This is a genomic window from Hallella colorans, assembly GCF_003096815.1.
GTDB classification, from domain to species: domain Bacteria; phylum Bacteroidota; class Bacteroidia; order Bacteroidales; family Bacteroidaceae; genus Prevotella; species Prevotella colorans.
Map to the genome: position 1 here is coordinate 25,918 of NZ_QENY01000007.1, position 16,141 is coordinate 42,058.

The window sequence follows — 16,141 nt, forward strand, 5'->3', positions numbered from 1 at the left end:
TTTTATGGTATATTAAGCGAGGCCTTCCTAAAAGTTTTATGGACAAAGTGAAGGTGTATGTACATACCAGTAATCATCTACAAAAATGTTTCGTAAAAAAGTTCAATACAAATTTTTGAATTTACAAATAAAGAGAGCACACACAATGTTATGGATTTAAAGCCATAAACGATATTAAAGAAAAACTTCTTTATTTATGTTCATATAAAAAGAAAAATACATGTTTTTTTACTGAAATGTGAGACAATCTTGCTATCTTTGCCATTGCCATCAACTGGGATATTATCTATGAGTACATCGTGGAGAACTTACTTTGGATTTGCTGAAGACAATACTGACGAAACTTATCCTCAAGCCGTACAGCGCGCCAAACGTTTGCTTCAACAAGAAAATTACGAGGATGCCTGCCGCATTCTCAAATATGCCGAAAGACAGCGCCATGCTGAGGCCATGTTCCTCTTGGCATGGTGCTTTTGGTATGGCCGTGGAGTACGTGAAGATGCCGGCAAGGCTATGCGCTTGTGGAAGATGTCAGCAAGTCTGTCTTTTGAACCTGCTGTGGAGCGTGTGCAAGAATTAAAAAAAGCGAAGGAGAGATGCGGAACATAACAATGAAACGATTGGAGCAAATCTTGCTATTGACAACATGTCTCATCATGATGATGGTAGCGGCTGTTCAGCGCGATGGCACATTGTGGGGCAGAACTTCTGCAGATTTTGCCAACGTTGATTCCATACAAAATATTCGTGAACATACGGTTCGAACTTTTGGCGATAGTGTTGTTGTTATCAATACCTCTTTGATTGGCAAAGATATATTGGGGTACGTCGGGCAAGTGCCATTGGAGATTACCATTAAAGGAGGGAGAATTAGAAAGGTAGACGCTTTGCGAAACAATGAAACCCCTGAGTTTTTTAATAGGGCCAAGTCACTGCTTGGGCGTTGGAATGGCAAGACGGTGAACAATGCTCTCAAACAGGACGTCGATGCTGTGAGTGGTGCCACATTTAGCTCGAATGCCATCATACAAAATGTGCGAGTGGGGCTGAACTATGCTGCCAAGAACACTGCTAAACCTTCCGTTTTAGAGCGAATGGATCTTAGGATCAAGACCATCGTAGGACTTTTCGTAGTGCTTATGGCTGCCATAATACCGTTGTTTTATCGTAATAAAACTTGGCACACCGTGCAGATGGCTCTCAACGTCGTGGTGTTGGGGTTATGGTGTGGCACCTTTCTCAATTGGTCGCTCTTCGTTGGGTATATGTCAAGTGGCATCAATCTGTGGGTATCACTCATTCCTATCGTGATGCTCATCACGGCTTTTGTCTATCCATTGTTTGGCAAACAAGGCTATTATTGTGCCAATGTGTGCCCTTTTGGGTCGCTGCAGGATTTGGCAAGTAGAGCTAAACACACCAAATGGAAAATGTCTCAACGTTTAGTCAAATCATTGATGTACTTTCGGCAGTTTCTCTTTGCACTTCTTATGGTGCTTATGCTCACAGGTGTGAGTTTTCAGTGGATGGACTACGAGGTCTTCTCGGCATTCATATTTATGTCGGCCTCTGTCGTGGTTGTTGTTCTTGCTGTGGTATTTGTCGTTCTTGCCATATTTGTACCACGACCTTATTGTCGTTTCGTATGTCCCACAGGAACCCTTTTAAGGGCGGCTGAAGGACATAAATAAGTATGCGAGCAATACTTGACAAACGCATGATAGATTATGATAATAAATTAATTACATAAGCATTCGACCGCAAAAAAAATAATTATGAAAGCAAGTTCGCTATTGAGTTTTATCCTTGCCATAACTTTAGCCATTGTCTGTGGCATGATGGTGTTTGGTGGGTATGGCAGAAAAGTTGAGAATTCGGAAACTCATACTTTTTCTAATAATGTGATAGACAATATCATGACAAGAGCAAGTGTACGTGCGTATCAAAATAAAAAGGTGGAAGACACCAAGATAGACACGCTGCTGAAAGTGGCAATGGCTTCTCCCACAGCGGGCGACAAGCGTCCATGGCGATTTGTGGTGGTGACAGACAAAAAACAAATTGAGGCCATAGCCGACGTTCAGCCTTACGCCAAGTTTGCTAAAGATGCTCCACTTATTATCGTGACTTGTGGTGACATGCGGCTAACATTTGATGGCGCTGGGCGTGAGCTATGGGTGCAAGACCTGTCTGCAGCCTCTGAAAACATTCTTTTGGCAGCCCATGCCATAGGTTTGGGTGCGGTGTGGACAGGTTGTTATCCTGACAAAGATCAGTGTAAAAAACTTCAAAAAGTGCTTGAGTTGCCAGACGAGGTCATACCACTTAATGCCATTATCATAGGCTATCCCAAACATGTGGTCAAACCCAAGGATAAATGGGATGAGACTAGAGTTTCATACGATGCATACGACGAATAGCTTAATGCTGGTTCTAAAAAACAGCCTTGTCAAATCATGAGGCTTTTCGGTTTTATGCTGTTATGTGTGGGTAACGGGAGCATTCGCCTCCATTGATATAATATACCATATTCATGAAGCTGTGTACATTCGTATACCTTTGGGCTCTACTTTTGACTAATTGAACATTGTGGTTTAGGCTTTCCCAAAAAACATTGGCAATGTTACCTTCCTCGCAAAATGTCTTGATGACGAAAAGATCTCCTCTAAAAATATGGCTACCATTTTTTTTGAATGGTTCAAGTGTGCTATATAACCAAAATAAAAACCGCCCAAGACTAATCTTGAGCGGCTTCTTTCATTTGTTTTGTTCAAACAAATCGTTGCGATTACTTAGCAACAGTGGTGTCCATGTTTACAGTAGCAACTGTGTCAACGATAGTTGTGTCTACAGTGTCAGTCAAAACAGTGTCAGCTTCAGCAGCCTGTTTCTTTGTAGAGTTACCACATGATGCGAAAGAGATAGCAGCGATGGCTACGAACATAAAAACTAATTTCTTCATTTTCTTTGCTTTTTTAAATCTGTAAAACAATTGTTTGTTTATTAAAACATTGCAAAGTTACGCAATTTTTCAATACCCCCAAGTTTTTTTACAGTTTTTTTTGATGCTCTTTTGTAACTTTTTTATAAATGTCTATGTATTAGCTAATTGTAGATGTTAAACAAATGTTAAAGTTTCTGTTTGCCTTAACAATGCTCAAATTATAGGCCTTTTGGCGGCAAATTTCAATGGAAACCACTATCTTTGTAGCTTAAAACAACAGGTATAATGATAGATACGAGTGCTTTTCAAGGCAAAAAAGCGGCCTATTACACGTTAGGATGCAAGCTCAATTTTTCCGAAACTTCAACGTTTGGCAAAATGTTGGAGCAAATGGGTGTTACTACTGTCAAGAAGGGCGAACGGGCAGATATATGTTTGATTAACACTTGTTCAGTGACCGAGGTGGCCGACCACAAATGCCGCCAAGCCATTCATCGCATGGTGAGGGATAATCCCGGGGCCTTTGTGGTTGTGACGGGTTGTTACGCTCAATTGGAGAGTGAGTCGGTTAGCAAGATAGATGGCGTGGATCTTGTGCTTGGCTCTGATGAGAAAGCCGATTTGGTGCAGCATCTCTCTGAGGCTTGGTCCATGCCGCGCGAGGGCAGCTTGCATTTTTTTCGCAGCCTGAAGACACGTGATATCAAGAGTTTTCAGCCTTCTTGCGCTCGTGGCAATCGCACTCGTTATTTTTTAAAAGTGCAGGATGGGTGCAGTTATTTTTGCACGTATTGCACCATTCCATTTGCCAGAGGCCTCTCACGCAATCCCACAATTGCCTCACTGGTGGAGCAGGCGGCGCAGGCGGCGCATGAAGGTGGGCGCGAAATAGTGCTGACTGGGGTTAACATAGGCGACTTCGGCAAGACCACCGGCGAACGCTTTATAGATCTTGTAAAGGCGCTCGACGGTGTTGAGGGCATAAGACGTTTTCGCATCAGCAGTCTGGAGCCCGACCTTTTGGACGATGAGTTGATAGACTATTGCGCCCGATCGCGCGCTTTCATGCCCCACTTTCACATACCGCTGCAGAGTGGTAGCGACGAAGTTTTGCGATTAATGCGCCGTCGCTACGACACGGCATTGTTCGCCCATAAGATAGGGTTGATAAAAGAGAGGATGCCCCATGCATTCATAGGCGTGGATGTTATGGTGGGTTGTCGTGGCGAGACACCGGCGTGTTTTGAGGAGTGTTACGATTTCTTGGATGCCCTTCCTGTCACGCAACTACATGTTTTCCCATACTCAGAGCGTCCCGGTACGGCTGCCCTGCGCATACCGTACGTGGTGGACGATCGCGAGAAGAAACGCCGTTCCAAACGTCTACTGACTCTGTCCGATCAGAAAAAGGAGGCTTTTTACGCTCGCTATATTGGGCAAGAGGCTGACGTGCTATTTGAGAAAGCCACGCGTGGCAAAGCCATGCATGGTTTTACGGATAATTATATTCGGGTGGAACTATCGCCCGCCATGGCCGATGAGGCTTTTGACAATCGGATTGTTAGGGTCAAACTTGGGCCGTTTAACCACGACAAGTCGGCCTTACTCGCCGAATTGCTTTGACTGCCAACCAATGTTATATATATAATTAAGGTGTAGACAACGTACAATGAGTGTTAAGTATAATCAGAAATAAGAACCATGCATATTGCCATTGTTATCTTAAATTGGAACGGATCGAATATGATGAAGCGCTATCTACCTACGGTAGTGGAGTGCTCTACGGGCGACACGTCGGTGTGGGTGGTGGACAACGCCTCGTCAGACGGCTCTATGGAAATGCTCGCTAACGAATTCCCGCAGGTGAGAACGATCCAGCTGAATTGTAATTATGGGTTCGCGGAGGGATATAACAAGGGCTTGGAGCGTATTAAGGCCGACTGCTTTGTGCTGCTCAACTCGGACGTGGAGGTGACCGAAGGATGGCTCGACCCGCTGCGTAGCTATATGGATGCGCACGCCGAGGTAGCTGCGTGCCAACCCAAATTGCGCTCGGTTTACGACAAAGGTCGGTTTGAGTATGCTGGTGCAGCGGGCGGATGGATAGATAAATATGGCTATCCCTTTTGTCGAGGCCGTGTGTTTGACACGGTAGAGGAAGATCAAGGTCAGTATGATGAGCCTGTATACGTGCACTGGGCCACGGGCGCTTGCCTGATGATAAGGGCCGACGACTATTGGCGTGTGGGTGGATTGGACGGACGTTTTTTCGCGCACAACGAGGAGATTGACCTGTGCTGGCGCCTACGATTGTTGGGTCGTCGCGTCGCATGCGTGCCGTCAAGCGTGGTGTATCATGTGGGTGGCGGAACGCTTCCCAAGGGCAATGCCAAGAAGACTTATCTTAATTTCAGGAACAATCTCACCATGCTTTACAAGAATTTGCCCGCTGAGAGGTTGGCGAGCGTTATGCGCGTGCGCTGGTTCCTTGATTATTTGGCCGCTTTTCAAACCCTTGTTTGCAATGGCAACGTGGCCGATTTCAAGGCTATTTACAAAGCGCGGAAAGCATTCAAGAGGTGGCGGCACAATTTCGACGCCGACCGTGCGTGGAGTGGGCGCGTGCGCATGGAACGCTCCGAGCCTGAGCTTGCGCCTTGGTCCATCCTTTGGCAGTATTATGCCAAGGGACGAAAGGTGTTCAGTGAGCTGCCAGATATTTTTACCCCCAAACACCCATGACATCCAGATGCGTGTCGCGACGGCGTTTATCCCTACATGTCGAGGATGTTAAACCCACCGTCCACCACGATTGCTGTGGCAGTGAGACAATTGTTCATGGGTAGTCTCAACATGGCTTTTACGTTATCTATGTTGCCATCGTTTGGCGCGGGATCGATGTCAAGTAAGGCGCAAAGCAGTTCGTAGACGTTCACGTTCTCGAAGTGAGGTAGGGTAATGTGCTTAAAGTCGGGCCCCATAGCCCTGAATACAGCGTGCATGTCCATGAGCGTCGGGTCGTAGCCGTGGGTGCCCCCATCTTTGATGTCACCGTCGTAGACCACATATCCGGGGTCTGGGCACACTACCACGTCGCCCACACAGTCATTTGTCCCATAGTGCAAATAGTCAGGAATGTTACGTTTTCGCCACACCTTGACGTGGTCCATGTGCCGCAAGACGTGATACACCGAGTCCACGAACCCGTTTCTCGCATAAATGTTGCATGGAATGCTGCCACTTATTTTGTCAATCCATTCGGGTTTCAGCACACGTCTTACGTTCACTGCGTGGTTTTCGGGAACCCAAGTCATGCCGTGGTCTGAAAGCACGATGAGATTGATGTCGTCGGCGTGGGGCAACAGTCTTATACCCTCGTGAAGTTGTCGCAACAAAGAGTCCACGGTTGTCACGGCCGCTTGTGTCTTCTTGCTTTGTGGACCAAAATTATGCCCATTTGCGTCGGGCTGTTCCAAATAAGCCATCACCAAGTCGGGGCGCGTGGTCTCGTCGCGCCGCAATTCTTGTAGCACTCCGTTCAGTCGGGCGCTCATGGAGAGTCTTGGCTTTTGGTCGTAGTCCAAGTATTTGTCTGGGTAACGGCCGTTTATCCGCACGTCTGAGCCTGGCCAATAGAACACAGCAACGCGTTTCCCCTGCCTGTGCGCAGTGTTCCAAATGGGTTCACCATGGTAAAAGGTTGCGTTCTTTTTTTGCCATGGCACGCTCAGCGCAAAGCTATTGCCCGTTTGCGGGTTGTAAAATTCGTTGGCCACGATGCCGTGATGGTCAGGGTACAGCCCTGTGGCGAGCGTGTAATGGTTGGGAAACGTTTTCGAGGGAAACGATGGTATGAGAGCCGACTTCACCCCGTGTTCGGCCATGAAGTCCAAGAATGGCGTGTGATACCATTGTGTATAATCCCACCTGAAGCCGTCCAGCGACACCACCACGGTGGTATGCTTGGCCGAAACAGAGGCCATGCACAAAGTCGCAAGAATGGAGACTAAAAATTTTCTAAGTGTTGTCATCATAACATCATCTTATAATATGAGCATTGTCCTTGCCCGGTTTATCAGCCTTTAAACACTTGTTGCGTAACGTGTATTTGTTTACAAAGGTAACATTTTTGGCTGATTTGGCTCTCAAAGCAACGTTTTTTATCATCAAAAAGCCCTAATCGTGGTTTGCTGTGGGGATAAATTGCTAACTTTGCATTGAACATACCTATTATAATAAAGTACATTATGACCAAACCAAACGATTTCAAATATACAGACGAGCGTTTCGCCGATCTCCAATTGTTGCGTTACCGGCTGGATGGTTTTGAGAAACTCACGTTGCATCAGAAACTGTATGTCTACTATTTGGCCAAGGCCACGCTTGCCGGTCGTGACATTACGATGGATCAGAACGGACGTCACAACTTGAGCATACGCCGCTTGTTGGAGGCTGTGTACGAGCATTATGAGGGCGATAGGCACACAGACCAATTCAAGGCCATGACCATATACCTCAAGCGCCTATGGTTTTCCAACGGCATACACCATCACTATGGGTGCGAGAAGTTTGTCCCGGCGTTTGATGAGCGATGGTTTCGGCAGGTGGTGCTGGGGCTTGACAAGAGCGCTTTGAGGGAGACCCAGGCTGAGCGCAAGGCGCTGCTTGATGAGCTGTGCCCTGTGATATTCGACCCCGCGGTGATGCCGAAACGTGTCAATCAAGCTGACGGCGACGATCTCGTGCGGACCTCCGCTTGCAATTTTTACGACGGAGTGACCCAAGAAGAGGCCGAGCGATACTACGCCCAAAAGAGAGATGCCGCCCTGGGCGACTGCCAACCATCGTGGGGACTAAACTCCAAGTTGGTGAAAGAGGATGGCCTTCTGGTGGAGCGTACCTATCGGGTCGATGGCCTTTACGGTCGGTACATTAGCGAGATAATCCACTGGCTGAACATGGCCAAGGATGTGAGTGAGAACGAACAGCAAGTAAAGGTGATAAATTTGCTCGTGGATTATTATAAGACGGGCAACCTCAAGACTTTCGACGAGTTTTCCATCGAATGGCTGAAAGAGCAGGAAGGAAACATCGACTTTATCAACGGGTTCATAGAGGTATATGGCGATCCGTTGGGATTGAAAGGCACGTGGGAGGGCTTGGTTGAATACAAGGATCCCGTGGGCACCCGACGCGCCAAGACAATTGCCGACAATGCGCAGTGGTTTGAGGACCACTCTCCCGTGGATTCGCGTTTTCGCAAACCCCGGGTGACCGGAGTGACGGCCAACGTGATATGTGCGGCTATGCTCGGGGGCGACATGTACCCATCGTCGGCCATCGGCATCAACCTGCCCAACGCCGATTGGATACGCGCCCTGCACGGCTCCAAAAGTGTCACCATTGGCAACCTGACAGACGCTTACAACAAGGCGGCGCGCGGAAATGGGTTTGACGAGGAGTTTGTCATCGACGACGCAACGCGGTGGCTTATTAGGCAATACGGTGACCTTTGCGATAATCTCCACACCGATTTGCACGAGTGTCTGGGGCATGGCAGTGGCCAGTTGTTGCCCGGTGTCAGTCCCGACGCGCTCAAATCGTACGCCTCCACCAACGAAGAAGCGCGCGCCGACCTCTTTGGCTTGTACTATATCGCTGACCCTAAGATGGTGGAGCTGGGGCTTGTGCCTAACGGCGAGGCCTACAAAAGCCAGTACTACCATTATATGATGAACGGCCTGATGACCCAGCTCGTGCGCATAAAGCCCGGCCACCAGATAGAGGAGGCGCACATGCGCAACCGCTCGCTCATAGCCTACTGGTGCCTGGACAATGGCGCAGGAATCGTGGAGCTTGTCAAGCGTGATGGCAAAACCTACGTGCGTGTCAACGACTACGAGTCCTTGAGAGCACTCTTTGGGCGGCTCCTTGCTGAGATACAGCGTATCAAGAGCGAGGGAGACCTCGAGGCCGCGCGCAGCCTTGTGGAACGCTACGCAATCACCGTTGACCCCGAGCTGCATGCCGAGGTGCTGGCTCGATATCGCCAGCTCGACATTGCCCCGTATAAAGGTTTTGTCAACCCCTGGCTCAAACCTGTGGTGGACGCTTGCGGGGCCATCAGAGATATTGTGCCCGACTACACCGAAAGCTACGCACATCAGATGCTGCGCTATGGACGGGAGTTTGGTTTTGGCGTGTAAGAACGGCGTGGACACGCGCCAAGGGCACTACCATGCTGCCCCAGCGCAAGCCATCGCAAATAGCAAACATAATGACAGAGACAACCCAAGACAAGATAAAGGCCATCAAGCGGCGTTTCCGCTTGATGATGAACGGCGAGGCCTCGCGTTCCATGCGCGAGAAAGGATTGGACTATCACCTGAATTGGGGTGTGCCCTTCGTTTCGCTAAAAGAGATGGCTCGAGAGATAGGCCAAGACTATAACTTGGCCATCGAGCTGTGGAAAGATGACGTGCGCGAGTGCAAAATTCTCGCCACGTTGCTCATGCCACCCGACAAGATGCCCGTGGAGGTGGCCGAGATATGGATGGAGCAAACTCGGTCTCAGGAGATGGCGGAGATGCAAGCGTTCAATCTCTATCAACACGTGAGCTATGCTCCCACCATCGCTTACCGTTGGATGGCGCGCGAGGAGGATGTGTATCAAATCTGCGCCTACAACATTCTGAGTCGCCTTTTTATGAGAGGGCAGGAACCCAACGAGCGGGGCATGCACGAATTTCTGGACCAAGCCATTGCCGCCATGCTCTCTGGCCATGTGGGAGTATGCCATGCGGCCATGAACGCCGTGTCGCGTTTTGCTGGCATGGGCGTGGTCTACGAGCGCGTGGCCAAGTCGGCATTGCGTGCGCAAGGGCTCGACTGGCTCTGATAACCCATGCCTGCGCTTGCCCAATGGCTTGGTTGGCATGTCGAAAGAGTGCGCCCATAAATGCCGCATGCCACCGTCACCCACAGAGACAAGCCCGATACTGTCAATATAAAATCACAAAAAACACTCCCTGCGAAACTTGCTAAATAGCTTGCGGAAATGTAAAAAACGGCTATAATTTCGTTCATGTCATGTCCAAAAAAACATGCAGCCAATGCCATTGCTATCTAATGGCGTTGCGTTCAAGCACTAATTGGCATGTCAATGATGTTTATTCGTCTCGCGATTGAGCTCTAATCGTGTCGCCTTCAGTGCCTGATTGCGCCACGGTGATCCCGCCGTTCAGGGATAATTTTTGTTTATTTTCGCTTAATATGCTGTAATCCATGGTGTTGCGTAAATGCCGCCATTTTTGGCGTATACGCAACAAAATCTTTTAAGTTTTTAAATAATCGCCGCATTTTAAGCTTTTTGTCAGATGTTTTCGTCATGTTTTCCCACTAAGATATATATAATGTAAACATATTGCGGTCCTATGGAATGTTTGGCAATGCAGTGATGGTAGCCGTTTGAGCTAAATCTTTCCGCAAGGATATAAAACGCGAATTTCAAGAGAATACATCGGTTGAGCCAAGTCGTCAGATTGTGGCGATGGCATTATGACGTTTCTTATAAGGATTTGTCAGGCATTTTGCCAATGGGGCACACGTTGTTAGTTACAAATTGTTGCCACTTGGATGAGCGCTAAAAAATGTGACAGTTGAGTAGGGTAGGGATGCTGTTGGATGGTGTGGGTGCATGAGCGCGTTTGCGTTCTGTTAAGCGGCCGCCGTCCTGAATATTTTTGTAAAAACATGATTATGTTCAGGAAAGATTTGCTACCTTTGCGCTTGCTTAAGCGAAATATATTAAAAATATTATAATTTTATGAATTTCACATTGTTCATTACCGTTCTTTTGACGGCTGTGACTTTGGTATTGGCGGCTTATGTCATTGCCAAACTCATAGGTCCTCGTTCGTATAATCCGGTAAAAGGTGAAGCATTCGAATGTGGTATTCCCACCCGGGGCAGCTCGTGGTTGCCTATGCACGTGGGCTATTACCTCTTTGCCATCCTCTTCTTGGTGTTCGATATCGAGACCGTTCTCCTGTATCCATGGGCGGTTGTAGTTCGTCAGTTTGGACCGTTGGCTCTTGTTAGTATCGGGTTCTTCCTGTTAGTGTTGGTCTTTGGCCTGGCATATGCTTGGCGGAAAGGAGCGTTGGAATGGAAGTAAGAAAAAGATCGGCTATTAAGAGTGTTCCTTATGACGATTTCAAGGACAACGAGACGCTTGAACAAATAGCCACCGAGCTTAACGAGGGCGGCGCCAACGTGGTGCTTGGCTCGCTCGACGCGGCCATTAACTGGGGTCGTAGTAACTCCCCTTGGTCACTTACCTTCGGTACGTCGTGTTGCGGCATAGAGTTCATGGCCATAGGATGTGCCCGCTACGATATGGCGCGTTTTGGATGGGAGGTAACTCGAAACTCTCCCCGGCAGGCTGACCTCATTATGTGTGCCGGAACCATTACCAACAAGATGGCACCCGTGTTCAAACGTCTGTACGATGAGATGGCAGAGCCCAAATACGTTGTTGCCGTGGGTGGTTGCACCATTAGCGGAGGCCCATTCAAGAAGAGTTATTGTGTGGTGCGTGGCATTAATGAGATTGTTCCGGTGGATGTCTATATCCCCGGATGTCCCCCTCGCCCAGAGTCTATCATCTATGGCATGATGCAACTGCAACGTAAGATTAAGGTGGAGAAATTTTTTGGTGGTGCCAATCACAAAATGAACGATGCCGAGCGTGAGGAAAGTATGTTGCGAGGCGGGCTGCATGGTCTGAGCAACGCAAATTTTTCCCATGAGAAAATTGGCAACAAAGCACCTATTATAGTGGCCACCGCGCCATCGCAAGAAGAGATGGACAAATTGGATAAGGAAATAAAAAATCTTGATAATGCACATACTGCTCAAGCCACCGCGGATAGGTCGGAGCAAAAGGTAGCTGATGCACCATCGACGCACGCCACCGCTGATACGAAAAGGGTGGTAGATCCAATGGAGAACATGGTGGAACGCAAGGCAGAGTCCAAGATAGAGAGACCTGCAGAAATGTCATCGGAAACAAACAAGGTATCGGAATAACATGAAATTAGAAAATAAAGAATTCGGATTTGACAGCTTTGTCGATGAGATGACAAAGTTGAAGGATGAGAAACATTTCGACTACCTCGTTACTATTGTAGGCGAAGATTTCGGTCCAGAGGAGGGATTGGGATGTATCTACATTCTTGAGAATACACAAAATCACGAGCGAGTGTCGGTTAAACAGATTGCTAAACAGGTGGAAACCGACTATGTGATACCCACCATTATACATCTGTGGGCCGCCGCTGATTTGCTTGAGCGCGAGGTTTTTGATTTTTTGGGCATCAAGTTTCTCGGCCATCCAGATATGCGTAGGCTCTTCATGAGGACAGATTTTAAGGGCTTCCCCCTACGCAAGGATTTTGACATGAGCCCAGAGGCCAATCGATTCCCCACTACTGACGAGCCGGACAGCGAATGGACTTCAGAGTGGAGCATCGACGCTAACGGACAATTGGTGGAGAAGAAACATAGGTTCTTTAATGACGAGGATTTTGTCATCAACTTTGGCCCCAATCACCCATCCACGCATGGCGTGCTGCGATTGCAGACGGTGGTGGATGGCGAGACCATCAAGAGGGTTTATCCTCATTTGGGATACATCCATCGAGGCATAGAGAAGATGATGGAAAATATGCTCTATCCGCAAACATTGGCCTTGACAGACCGCTTGAACTATCTATGCGCTATGCACAACAGGCATGCCTTAGTGGGTGTCGTCGAGGAGGCTTTGGGCGTGGAGCTGAGCGACCGCATAGTCTACATACGCACCATCATGGACGAGTTGCAGCGCATAGACAATCACTTGCTGTTCCTCGGAACGTGCGCGCAAGACCTGAGCGCTCTCACGGCGTTCTTGTATTGCATGCGTGACCGTGAGCATTTGCTCAACGTGATGGAAGAGACTACAGGTGGACGACTCATCCAAAACTATTATCGCATAGGTGGATTGCAGGCTGATATTGACCCCAACTTCGTGGCCAATACCAAGGCTTTCTGCGCCTATATGCGGCCAATGGTTCAAGAGTACATGGACGTCTTCGGTGACAACGTTATTACTCATCAGCGTCTGGAGGGCGTAGGACCTATGAATCTGTCCGACTGTATCAACTATGGGGTCACCGGCCCGGCAGGTCGTGCCGCTGGATGGCACAACGACGTGCGTAAGTCTCATCCATACGCTGTATATAATAAGGTGAATTTTGATGAGATTGTAGGTTCCGAGGGCGATTCCATGGAACGTTATCTTGTTCACATCAAAGAGATCTATCAGAGTCTTGACATTATCGAGCAGCTTGTGGACAACATTCCAGAGGGCGACTTTTATATCAAGCAGAAACCTATTATCAAGGTTCCTGAAGGTCAGTGGTACTTCTCCGTGGAGGGTGGCGCAGGTGAATTTGGCGTATATCTCGACAGTCGTGGCGATAAAAATCCTTACCGTGTGAAATTGCGGCCCATGGGATTGACCCTCGTGGGGGCCTTTGACAAAATGCTGAGAGGCCAGAAAATTGCCGACCTTGTAGCGACTGGAGCTGCTATAGATTTTGTGGTTCCAGACTTGGATAGGTAATACTAAAACCAAAAAACGAATAGATTAAAAAGAATATAAGATATGTTTGATTTTAGTATTGTAACAAAATGGTTCGACGAGCTCCTACGCCAGACACTTGGATTGGGAGATTTCTGGACGATATTGATAGAGTGTGTTATCGTGGGAGTGGCTATTCTCACGGCATACGCGCTGATTGCTATCGCCCTGATTTTTATGGAACGTAAGGTTTGTGCTTACTTCCAGTGCAGGCTTGGACCTGTTCGCGTTGGTCCGTGGGGTATCTTTCAGGTCTTTGCCGACGTGGTGAAGATGCTCATCAAAGAGATTTTTTCTGTTGACAAAGCAGATAAAATGTTGTATTACATCGCGCCATTATTGGTGATCATAGCATCGGTTGGCACGTTCTCGTTCTTGCCGTGGAATAAGGGTGCGCACATTCTCGATTTCAATGTGGGTGTGTTTCTTGTCACCGCCATCTCTTCTATTGGTGTTGTGGGCGTGTTTCTTGCCGGATGGGGTAGTAACAACAAGTACTCTGTTGTATCGGCTATGCGTGGCTGTGTGCAGATGATATCCTACGAGATTTCACTTGGCCTTTGCCTCGTGGCGGCTGTGGCTCTCACCGGCACAATGCAGGTGAGTGGCATTGTGGATGCCCAGACTGGCCCGTGGGGGTGGCTCATCGTCAAAGGTCATGTGCCTGCCATCATCGCGTTCTTGGTGTTTTTGGTGGCTGGCAACGCGGAGGCAAACCGCGGCCCGTTCGACTTGGCCGAGGCTGAGAGCGAGCTTACCGCTGGCTATCACACCGAATACTCGGGTATGGGCTTTGGGTTCTACTACTTGGCAGAGTATCTCAACCTCTTCGTGATATCTGGTATCGCCACCGCTGTGTTTTTGGGCGGATGGGCACCGTTAAACATTGGTGTCGAGAGCTTTGATAACCTGATGAACTATATACCCGGAATCGTTTGGTTTATGGGTAAGACTTTTGCTGTGGTTTGGCTTTTGATGTGGATACGATGGACGTTCCCACGTCTTCGTATTGACCAGATTTTGAAATTGGAATGGAAATATCTCATGCCCCTTTCGCTGCTTAATTTAGTCTTGATGACGATTTGTGTGGCCTTAGGATGGTATATAGAATAATCAAAGTAAAGGAAATGGCAAAAAACGATAAAACATATTTCGAAGGTATTGCTGATGGTCTTAAGACTTTGGGAGTGGGGCTAAAGACCACGCTCAAAGAATATTTCACGCCGAAATCTACCGAGCAATATCCTGAGAACCGCAAGACGACACTGCACATGTCGCCTCGCTTTCGTGGGCGTTTGGTTTTCAAACGCGATGAAAATGGAGCTTACAAGTGCACTGCTTGTACAATGTGCGAGAAGATTTGTCCTAATGATACAATCAAAATCACGTCGCACATGGAGACCAATCCAGAGACTGGACGCAAGAAACGCACGCTTGACGAATATGCGTACGACTTGGGAGACTGCATGTTTTGCGAACTTTGTGTCAACGCATGTAATTTTGACGCTATCGAATTCACCAATGATTTTGAGCAGGCTGTGTTCAATCGCTCAAACTTATTGCTTAAGCTCGACAAAGAAGTATATGATGGTGGCAGCCTGCCTCACCTCGTAAAGGATGGTGGCGCACCCTTGACTATCGGAAAATTTAACACCAAAACCAAGTAATCTATTATGGCAAATATTATAGTTTTTTGTATCCTCGCTGTAGTTATACTTGGCTCAGCGATTGCGTCGGTGCTCACAAAAAGCATTATGCGTGCCGCGACGTTCCTGCTGTTCGTGCTCTTTGGCATAGCTGGCATCTATTTCTTGTTGGGTTATACCTATTTAGGCGCAGCGCAAATAAGTGTTTATGCAGGTGGTATTACCATCATGTATATTTTCGTTATCAACTTGGTGTCTAAGCGTTCATTGCAAGGACTGGTCGAAAATTTTAACGGAAAGCGTGTGTTTCAAGGAGCGCTGCTTGCGTTGGTGGGCCTTGGCACGGTGCTCATGGTATATCTTAAGAGTGAGTTTTTGGCTCACACAAAGTTTACTTCTGTTGCGGATGTCGAGCTGCCCATGCGGCAAATTGGCGAGGCGCTTGTTGGAAGCGAAAAGTATCAATATGTACTGCCTTTCGAACTCATATCAGTATTTTTGCTGGCATGTATTATAGGTGGTATTATGATTGCAAGAAAGGAGGATAAAAAGAAATGACCATACCTGTTGAATGTTTATTAGCGCTTGGCGCGCTGTTGTTCTTTATCGGAGTGTTCGGATTTGTTACTCGACGCAATCTGGTAGCCATGCTCATCTCTGTTGAGCTCATTTTGAACGCTGTTGACCTGAACTTTGCTGTCATCAATCGTTTTTTCTATCCCGAACAAATGGAAGGAATGTTCTTCACTCTGTTCTCAATAGGAGTGAGCGCAGCTGAAACGGCAGTGGCTTTGGCCATCATTATTAATGTTTACCGAAACTATCGGAGTAGCTCGGTGAACAGTATTGAAAACATGAAATTCTGAT

General features: G+C 47.8%; 16 protein-coding genes. 14 read left to right on the forward strand and 2 right to left on the reverse strand.

All coding sequences use genetic code 11. From position 1 onward, the window contains the following. Window positions 1-288: 288 nt before the first annotated feature. The 3 genes from C7379_RS04850 to C7379_RS04860 all read left to right on the forward strand — a co-directional run bounded on the left by C7379_RS04850 (window position 289) and on the right by C7379_RS04860 (window position 2,420). A complete protein-coding gene (locus C7379_RS04850) occupies window positions 289-609 on the forward strand; it encodes an SEL1-like repeat protein (RefSeq protein ID WP_116616249.1) in 321 nt (106 codons plus the stop codon). Window positions 610-611: 2 nt separating this feature from the next. Then, complete coding sequence (locus C7379_RS04855) at window positions 612-1,691, forward strand: FMN-binding protein (RefSeq protein ID WP_116616250.1); 1,080 nt, start codon at window positions 612-614, stop codon at window positions 1,689-1,691. An 84-nt stretch (window positions 1,692-1,775) separates the two neighbouring features. Then, window positions 1,776-2,420 (forward strand): nitroreductase family protein, encoded by a 645-nt coding sequence (locus C7379_RS04860; RefSeq protein WP_116616251.1) that lies wholly within the window; start codon window positions 1,776-1,778, stop codon window positions 2,418-2,420. A 368-nt stretch (window positions 2,421-2,788) separates the two neighbouring features. Here C7379_RS04860 and C7379_RS12690 read toward each other — a convergent pair whose 3' ends face one another. Next, window positions 2,789-2,944 carry a hypothetical protein gene (locus C7379_RS12690; RefSeq protein WP_207773398.1) on the reverse strand — a complete coding sequence of 52 codons (156 nt, stop codon included), beginning with the start codon at window positions 2,942-2,944 and terminating at the stop codon, window positions 2,789-2,791. 285 nt (window positions 2,945-3,229) lie between these two features. Here C7379_RS12690 and mtaB point away from each other — a divergent pair, with 285 nt between their 5' ends. Both mtaB and C7379_RS04875 read left to right on the forward strand, forming a co-directional pair. Beyond that, entirely contained in the window at window positions 3,230-4,567 is a 1,338-nt protein-coding gene (gene mtaB, locus C7379_RS04870) for a tRNA (N(6)-L-threonylcarbamoyladenosine(37)-C(2))-methylthiotransferase MtaB (protein WP_116616253.1), read from the forward strand. Window positions 4,568-4,645: 78 nt separating this feature from the next. Then, window positions 4,646-5,686 carry a glycosyltransferase family 2 protein gene (locus C7379_RS04875; RefSeq protein WP_116616254.1) on the forward strand — a complete coding sequence of 347 codons (1,041 nt, stop codon included), beginning with the start codon at window positions 4,646-4,648 and terminating at the stop codon, window positions 5,684-5,686. A gap of 32 nt (window positions 5,687-5,718) precedes the next feature. On the opposite strand, the gene C7379_RS04880 is transcribed toward C7379_RS04875, so the two are convergent. After that, window positions 5,719-6,978, reverse strand: a complete 1,260-nt coding sequence (locus C7379_RS04880; protein ID WP_243406713.1) for an alkaline phosphatase family protein — start codon at window positions 6,976-6,978, stop codon at window positions 5,719-5,721. A gap of 213 nt (window positions 6,979-7,191) precedes the next feature. Between C7379_RS04880 and C7379_RS04885 the strand changes: the two genes are divergently transcribed. From C7379_RS04885 to nuoK, 9 genes are all read left to right on the forward strand, one after another. Further along, window positions 7,192-9,150: a dipeptidyl-peptidase 3 family protein gene (locus tag C7379_RS04885; protein WP_116616255.1), complete on the forward strand. Its 1,959-nt coding sequence runs from the start codon at window positions 7,192-7,194 to the stop codon at window positions 9,148-9,150. A 71-nt stretch (window positions 9,151-9,221) separates the two neighbouring features. Beyond that, window positions 9,222-9,842: a DNA alkylation repair protein gene (locus C7379_RS04890; protein WP_116616326.1), complete on the forward strand. Its 621-nt coding sequence runs from the start codon at window positions 9,222-9,224 to the stop codon at window positions 9,840-9,842. Between the two features lie 927 nt (window positions 9,843-10,769). Continuing rightward, window positions 10,770-11,120: an NADH-quinone oxidoreductase subunit A gene (locus C7379_RS04895; protein WP_116616256.1), complete on the forward strand. Its 351-nt coding sequence runs from the start codon at window positions 10,770-10,772 to the stop codon at window positions 11,118-11,120. Further along, window positions 11,111-12,034, forward strand: a complete 924-nt coding sequence (locus C7379_RS04900; protein WP_116616257.1) for an NADH-quinone oxidoreductase subunit B — start codon at window positions 11,111-11,113, stop codon at window positions 12,032-12,034. Before C7379_RS04895 ends, C7379_RS04900 begins: the two co-directional genes overlap by 10 nt. Before the next feature lies 1 nt (window position 12,035). Continuing rightward, window positions 12,036-13,610 carry an NADH-quinone oxidoreductase subunit D-related protein gene (locus C7379_RS04905; RefSeq protein WP_116616258.1) on the forward strand — a complete coding sequence of 525 codons (1,575 nt, stop codon included), beginning with the start codon at window positions 12,036-12,038 and terminating at the stop codon, window positions 13,608-13,610. Window positions 13,611-13,652: 42 nt separating this feature from the next. After that, window positions 13,653-14,741, forward strand: coding sequence for an NADH-quinone oxidoreductase subunit NuoH (nuoH, locus tag C7379_RS04910; RefSeq protein WP_116616259.1), 1,089 nt, complete (start codon window positions 13,653-13,655; stop codon window positions 14,739-14,741). A 14-nt stretch (window positions 14,742-14,755) separates the two neighbouring features. Then, the gene (locus C7379_RS04915) at window positions 14,756-15,295 is read left to right on the forward strand and encodes a NuoI/complex I 23 kDa subunit family protein (protein ID WP_116616327.1); all 540 of its coding nucleotides are present in this window, start codon (window positions 14,756-14,758) and stop codon (window positions 15,293-15,295) included. 6 nt (window positions 15,296-15,301) lie between these two features. Beyond that, the gene (locus tag C7379_RS04920; protein ID WP_116616260.1) at window positions 15,302-15,832 is read left to right on the forward strand and encodes an NADH-quinone oxidoreductase subunit J family protein; all 531 of its coding nucleotides are present in this window, start codon (window positions 15,302-15,304) and stop codon (window positions 15,830-15,832) included. After that, entirely contained in the window at window positions 15,829-16,140 is a 312-nt protein-coding gene (gene nuoK, locus C7379_RS04925; RefSeq protein ID WP_116616261.1) for an NADH-quinone oxidoreductase subunit NuoK, read from the forward strand. The genes C7379_RS04920 and nuoK overlap by 4 nt, the downstream gene beginning before the upstream one ends. Window position 16,141: the final 1 nt, after the last annotated feature.

Bases quoted from the DNA above. Each gene is read 5' to 3' on its own strand.
- C7379_RS04850 (WP_116616249.1), top strand. From the start codon at position 289: ATGAGTACATCGTGGAGAACTTACTTTGGATTTGCTGAAGACAATACT.
- C7379_RS04855 (WP_116616250.1), top strand. From the start codon at position 612: ATGAAACGATTGGAGCAAATCTTGCTATTGACAACATGTCTCATCATG.
- C7379_RS04860 (WP_116616251.1), top strand. From the start codon at position 1,776: ATGAAAGCAAGTTCGCTATTGAGTTTTATCCTTGCCATAACTTTAGCC.
- C7379_RS12690 (WP_207773398.1), bottom strand. From the start codon at position 2,944: ATGTTCGTAGCCATCGCTGCTATCTCTTTCGCATCATGTGGTAACTCT.
- mtaB (WP_116616253.1), top strand. From the start codon at position 3,230: ATGATAGATACGAGTGCTTTTCAAGGCAAAAAAGCGGCCTATTACACG.
- C7379_RS04875 (WP_116616254.1), top strand. From the start codon at position 4,646: ATGCATATTGCCATTGTTATCTTAAATTGGAACGGATCGAATATGATG.
- C7379_RS04880 (WP_243406713.1), bottom strand. From the start codon at position 6,978: ATGATGACAACACTTAGAAAATTTTTAGTCTCCATTCTTGCGACTTTG.
- C7379_RS04885 (WP_116616255.1), top strand. From the start codon at position 7,192: ATGACCAAACCAAACGATTTCAAATATACAGACGAGCGTTTCGCCGAT.
- C7379_RS04890 (WP_116616326.1), top strand. From the start codon at position 9,222: ATGACAGAGACAACCCAAGACAAGATAAAGGCCATCAAGCGGCGTTTC.
- C7379_RS04895 (WP_116616256.1), top strand. From the start codon at position 10,770: ATGAATTTCACATTGTTCATTACCGTTCTTTTGACGGCTGTGACTTTG.
- C7379_RS04900 (WP_116616257.1), top strand. From the start codon at position 11,111: ATGGAAGTAAGAAAAAGATCGGCTATTAAGAGTGTTCCTTATGACGAT.
- C7379_RS04905 (WP_116616258.1), top strand. From the start codon at position 12,036: ATGAAATTAGAAAATAAAGAATTCGGATTTGACAGCTTTGTCGATGAG.
- nuoH (WP_116616259.1), top strand. From the start codon at position 13,653: ATGTTTGATTTTAGTATTGTAACAAAATGGTTCGACGAGCTCCTACGC.
- C7379_RS04915 (WP_116616327.1), top strand. From the start codon at position 14,756: ATGGCAAAAAACGATAAAACATATTTCGAAGGTATTGCTGATGGTCTT.
- C7379_RS04920 (WP_116616260.1), top strand. From the start codon at position 15,302: ATGGCAAATATTATAGTTTTTTGTATCCTCGCTGTAGTTATACTTGGC.
- nuoK (WP_116616261.1), top strand. From the start codon at position 15,829: ATGACCATACCTGTTGAATGTTTATTAGCGCTTGGCGCGCTGTTGTTC.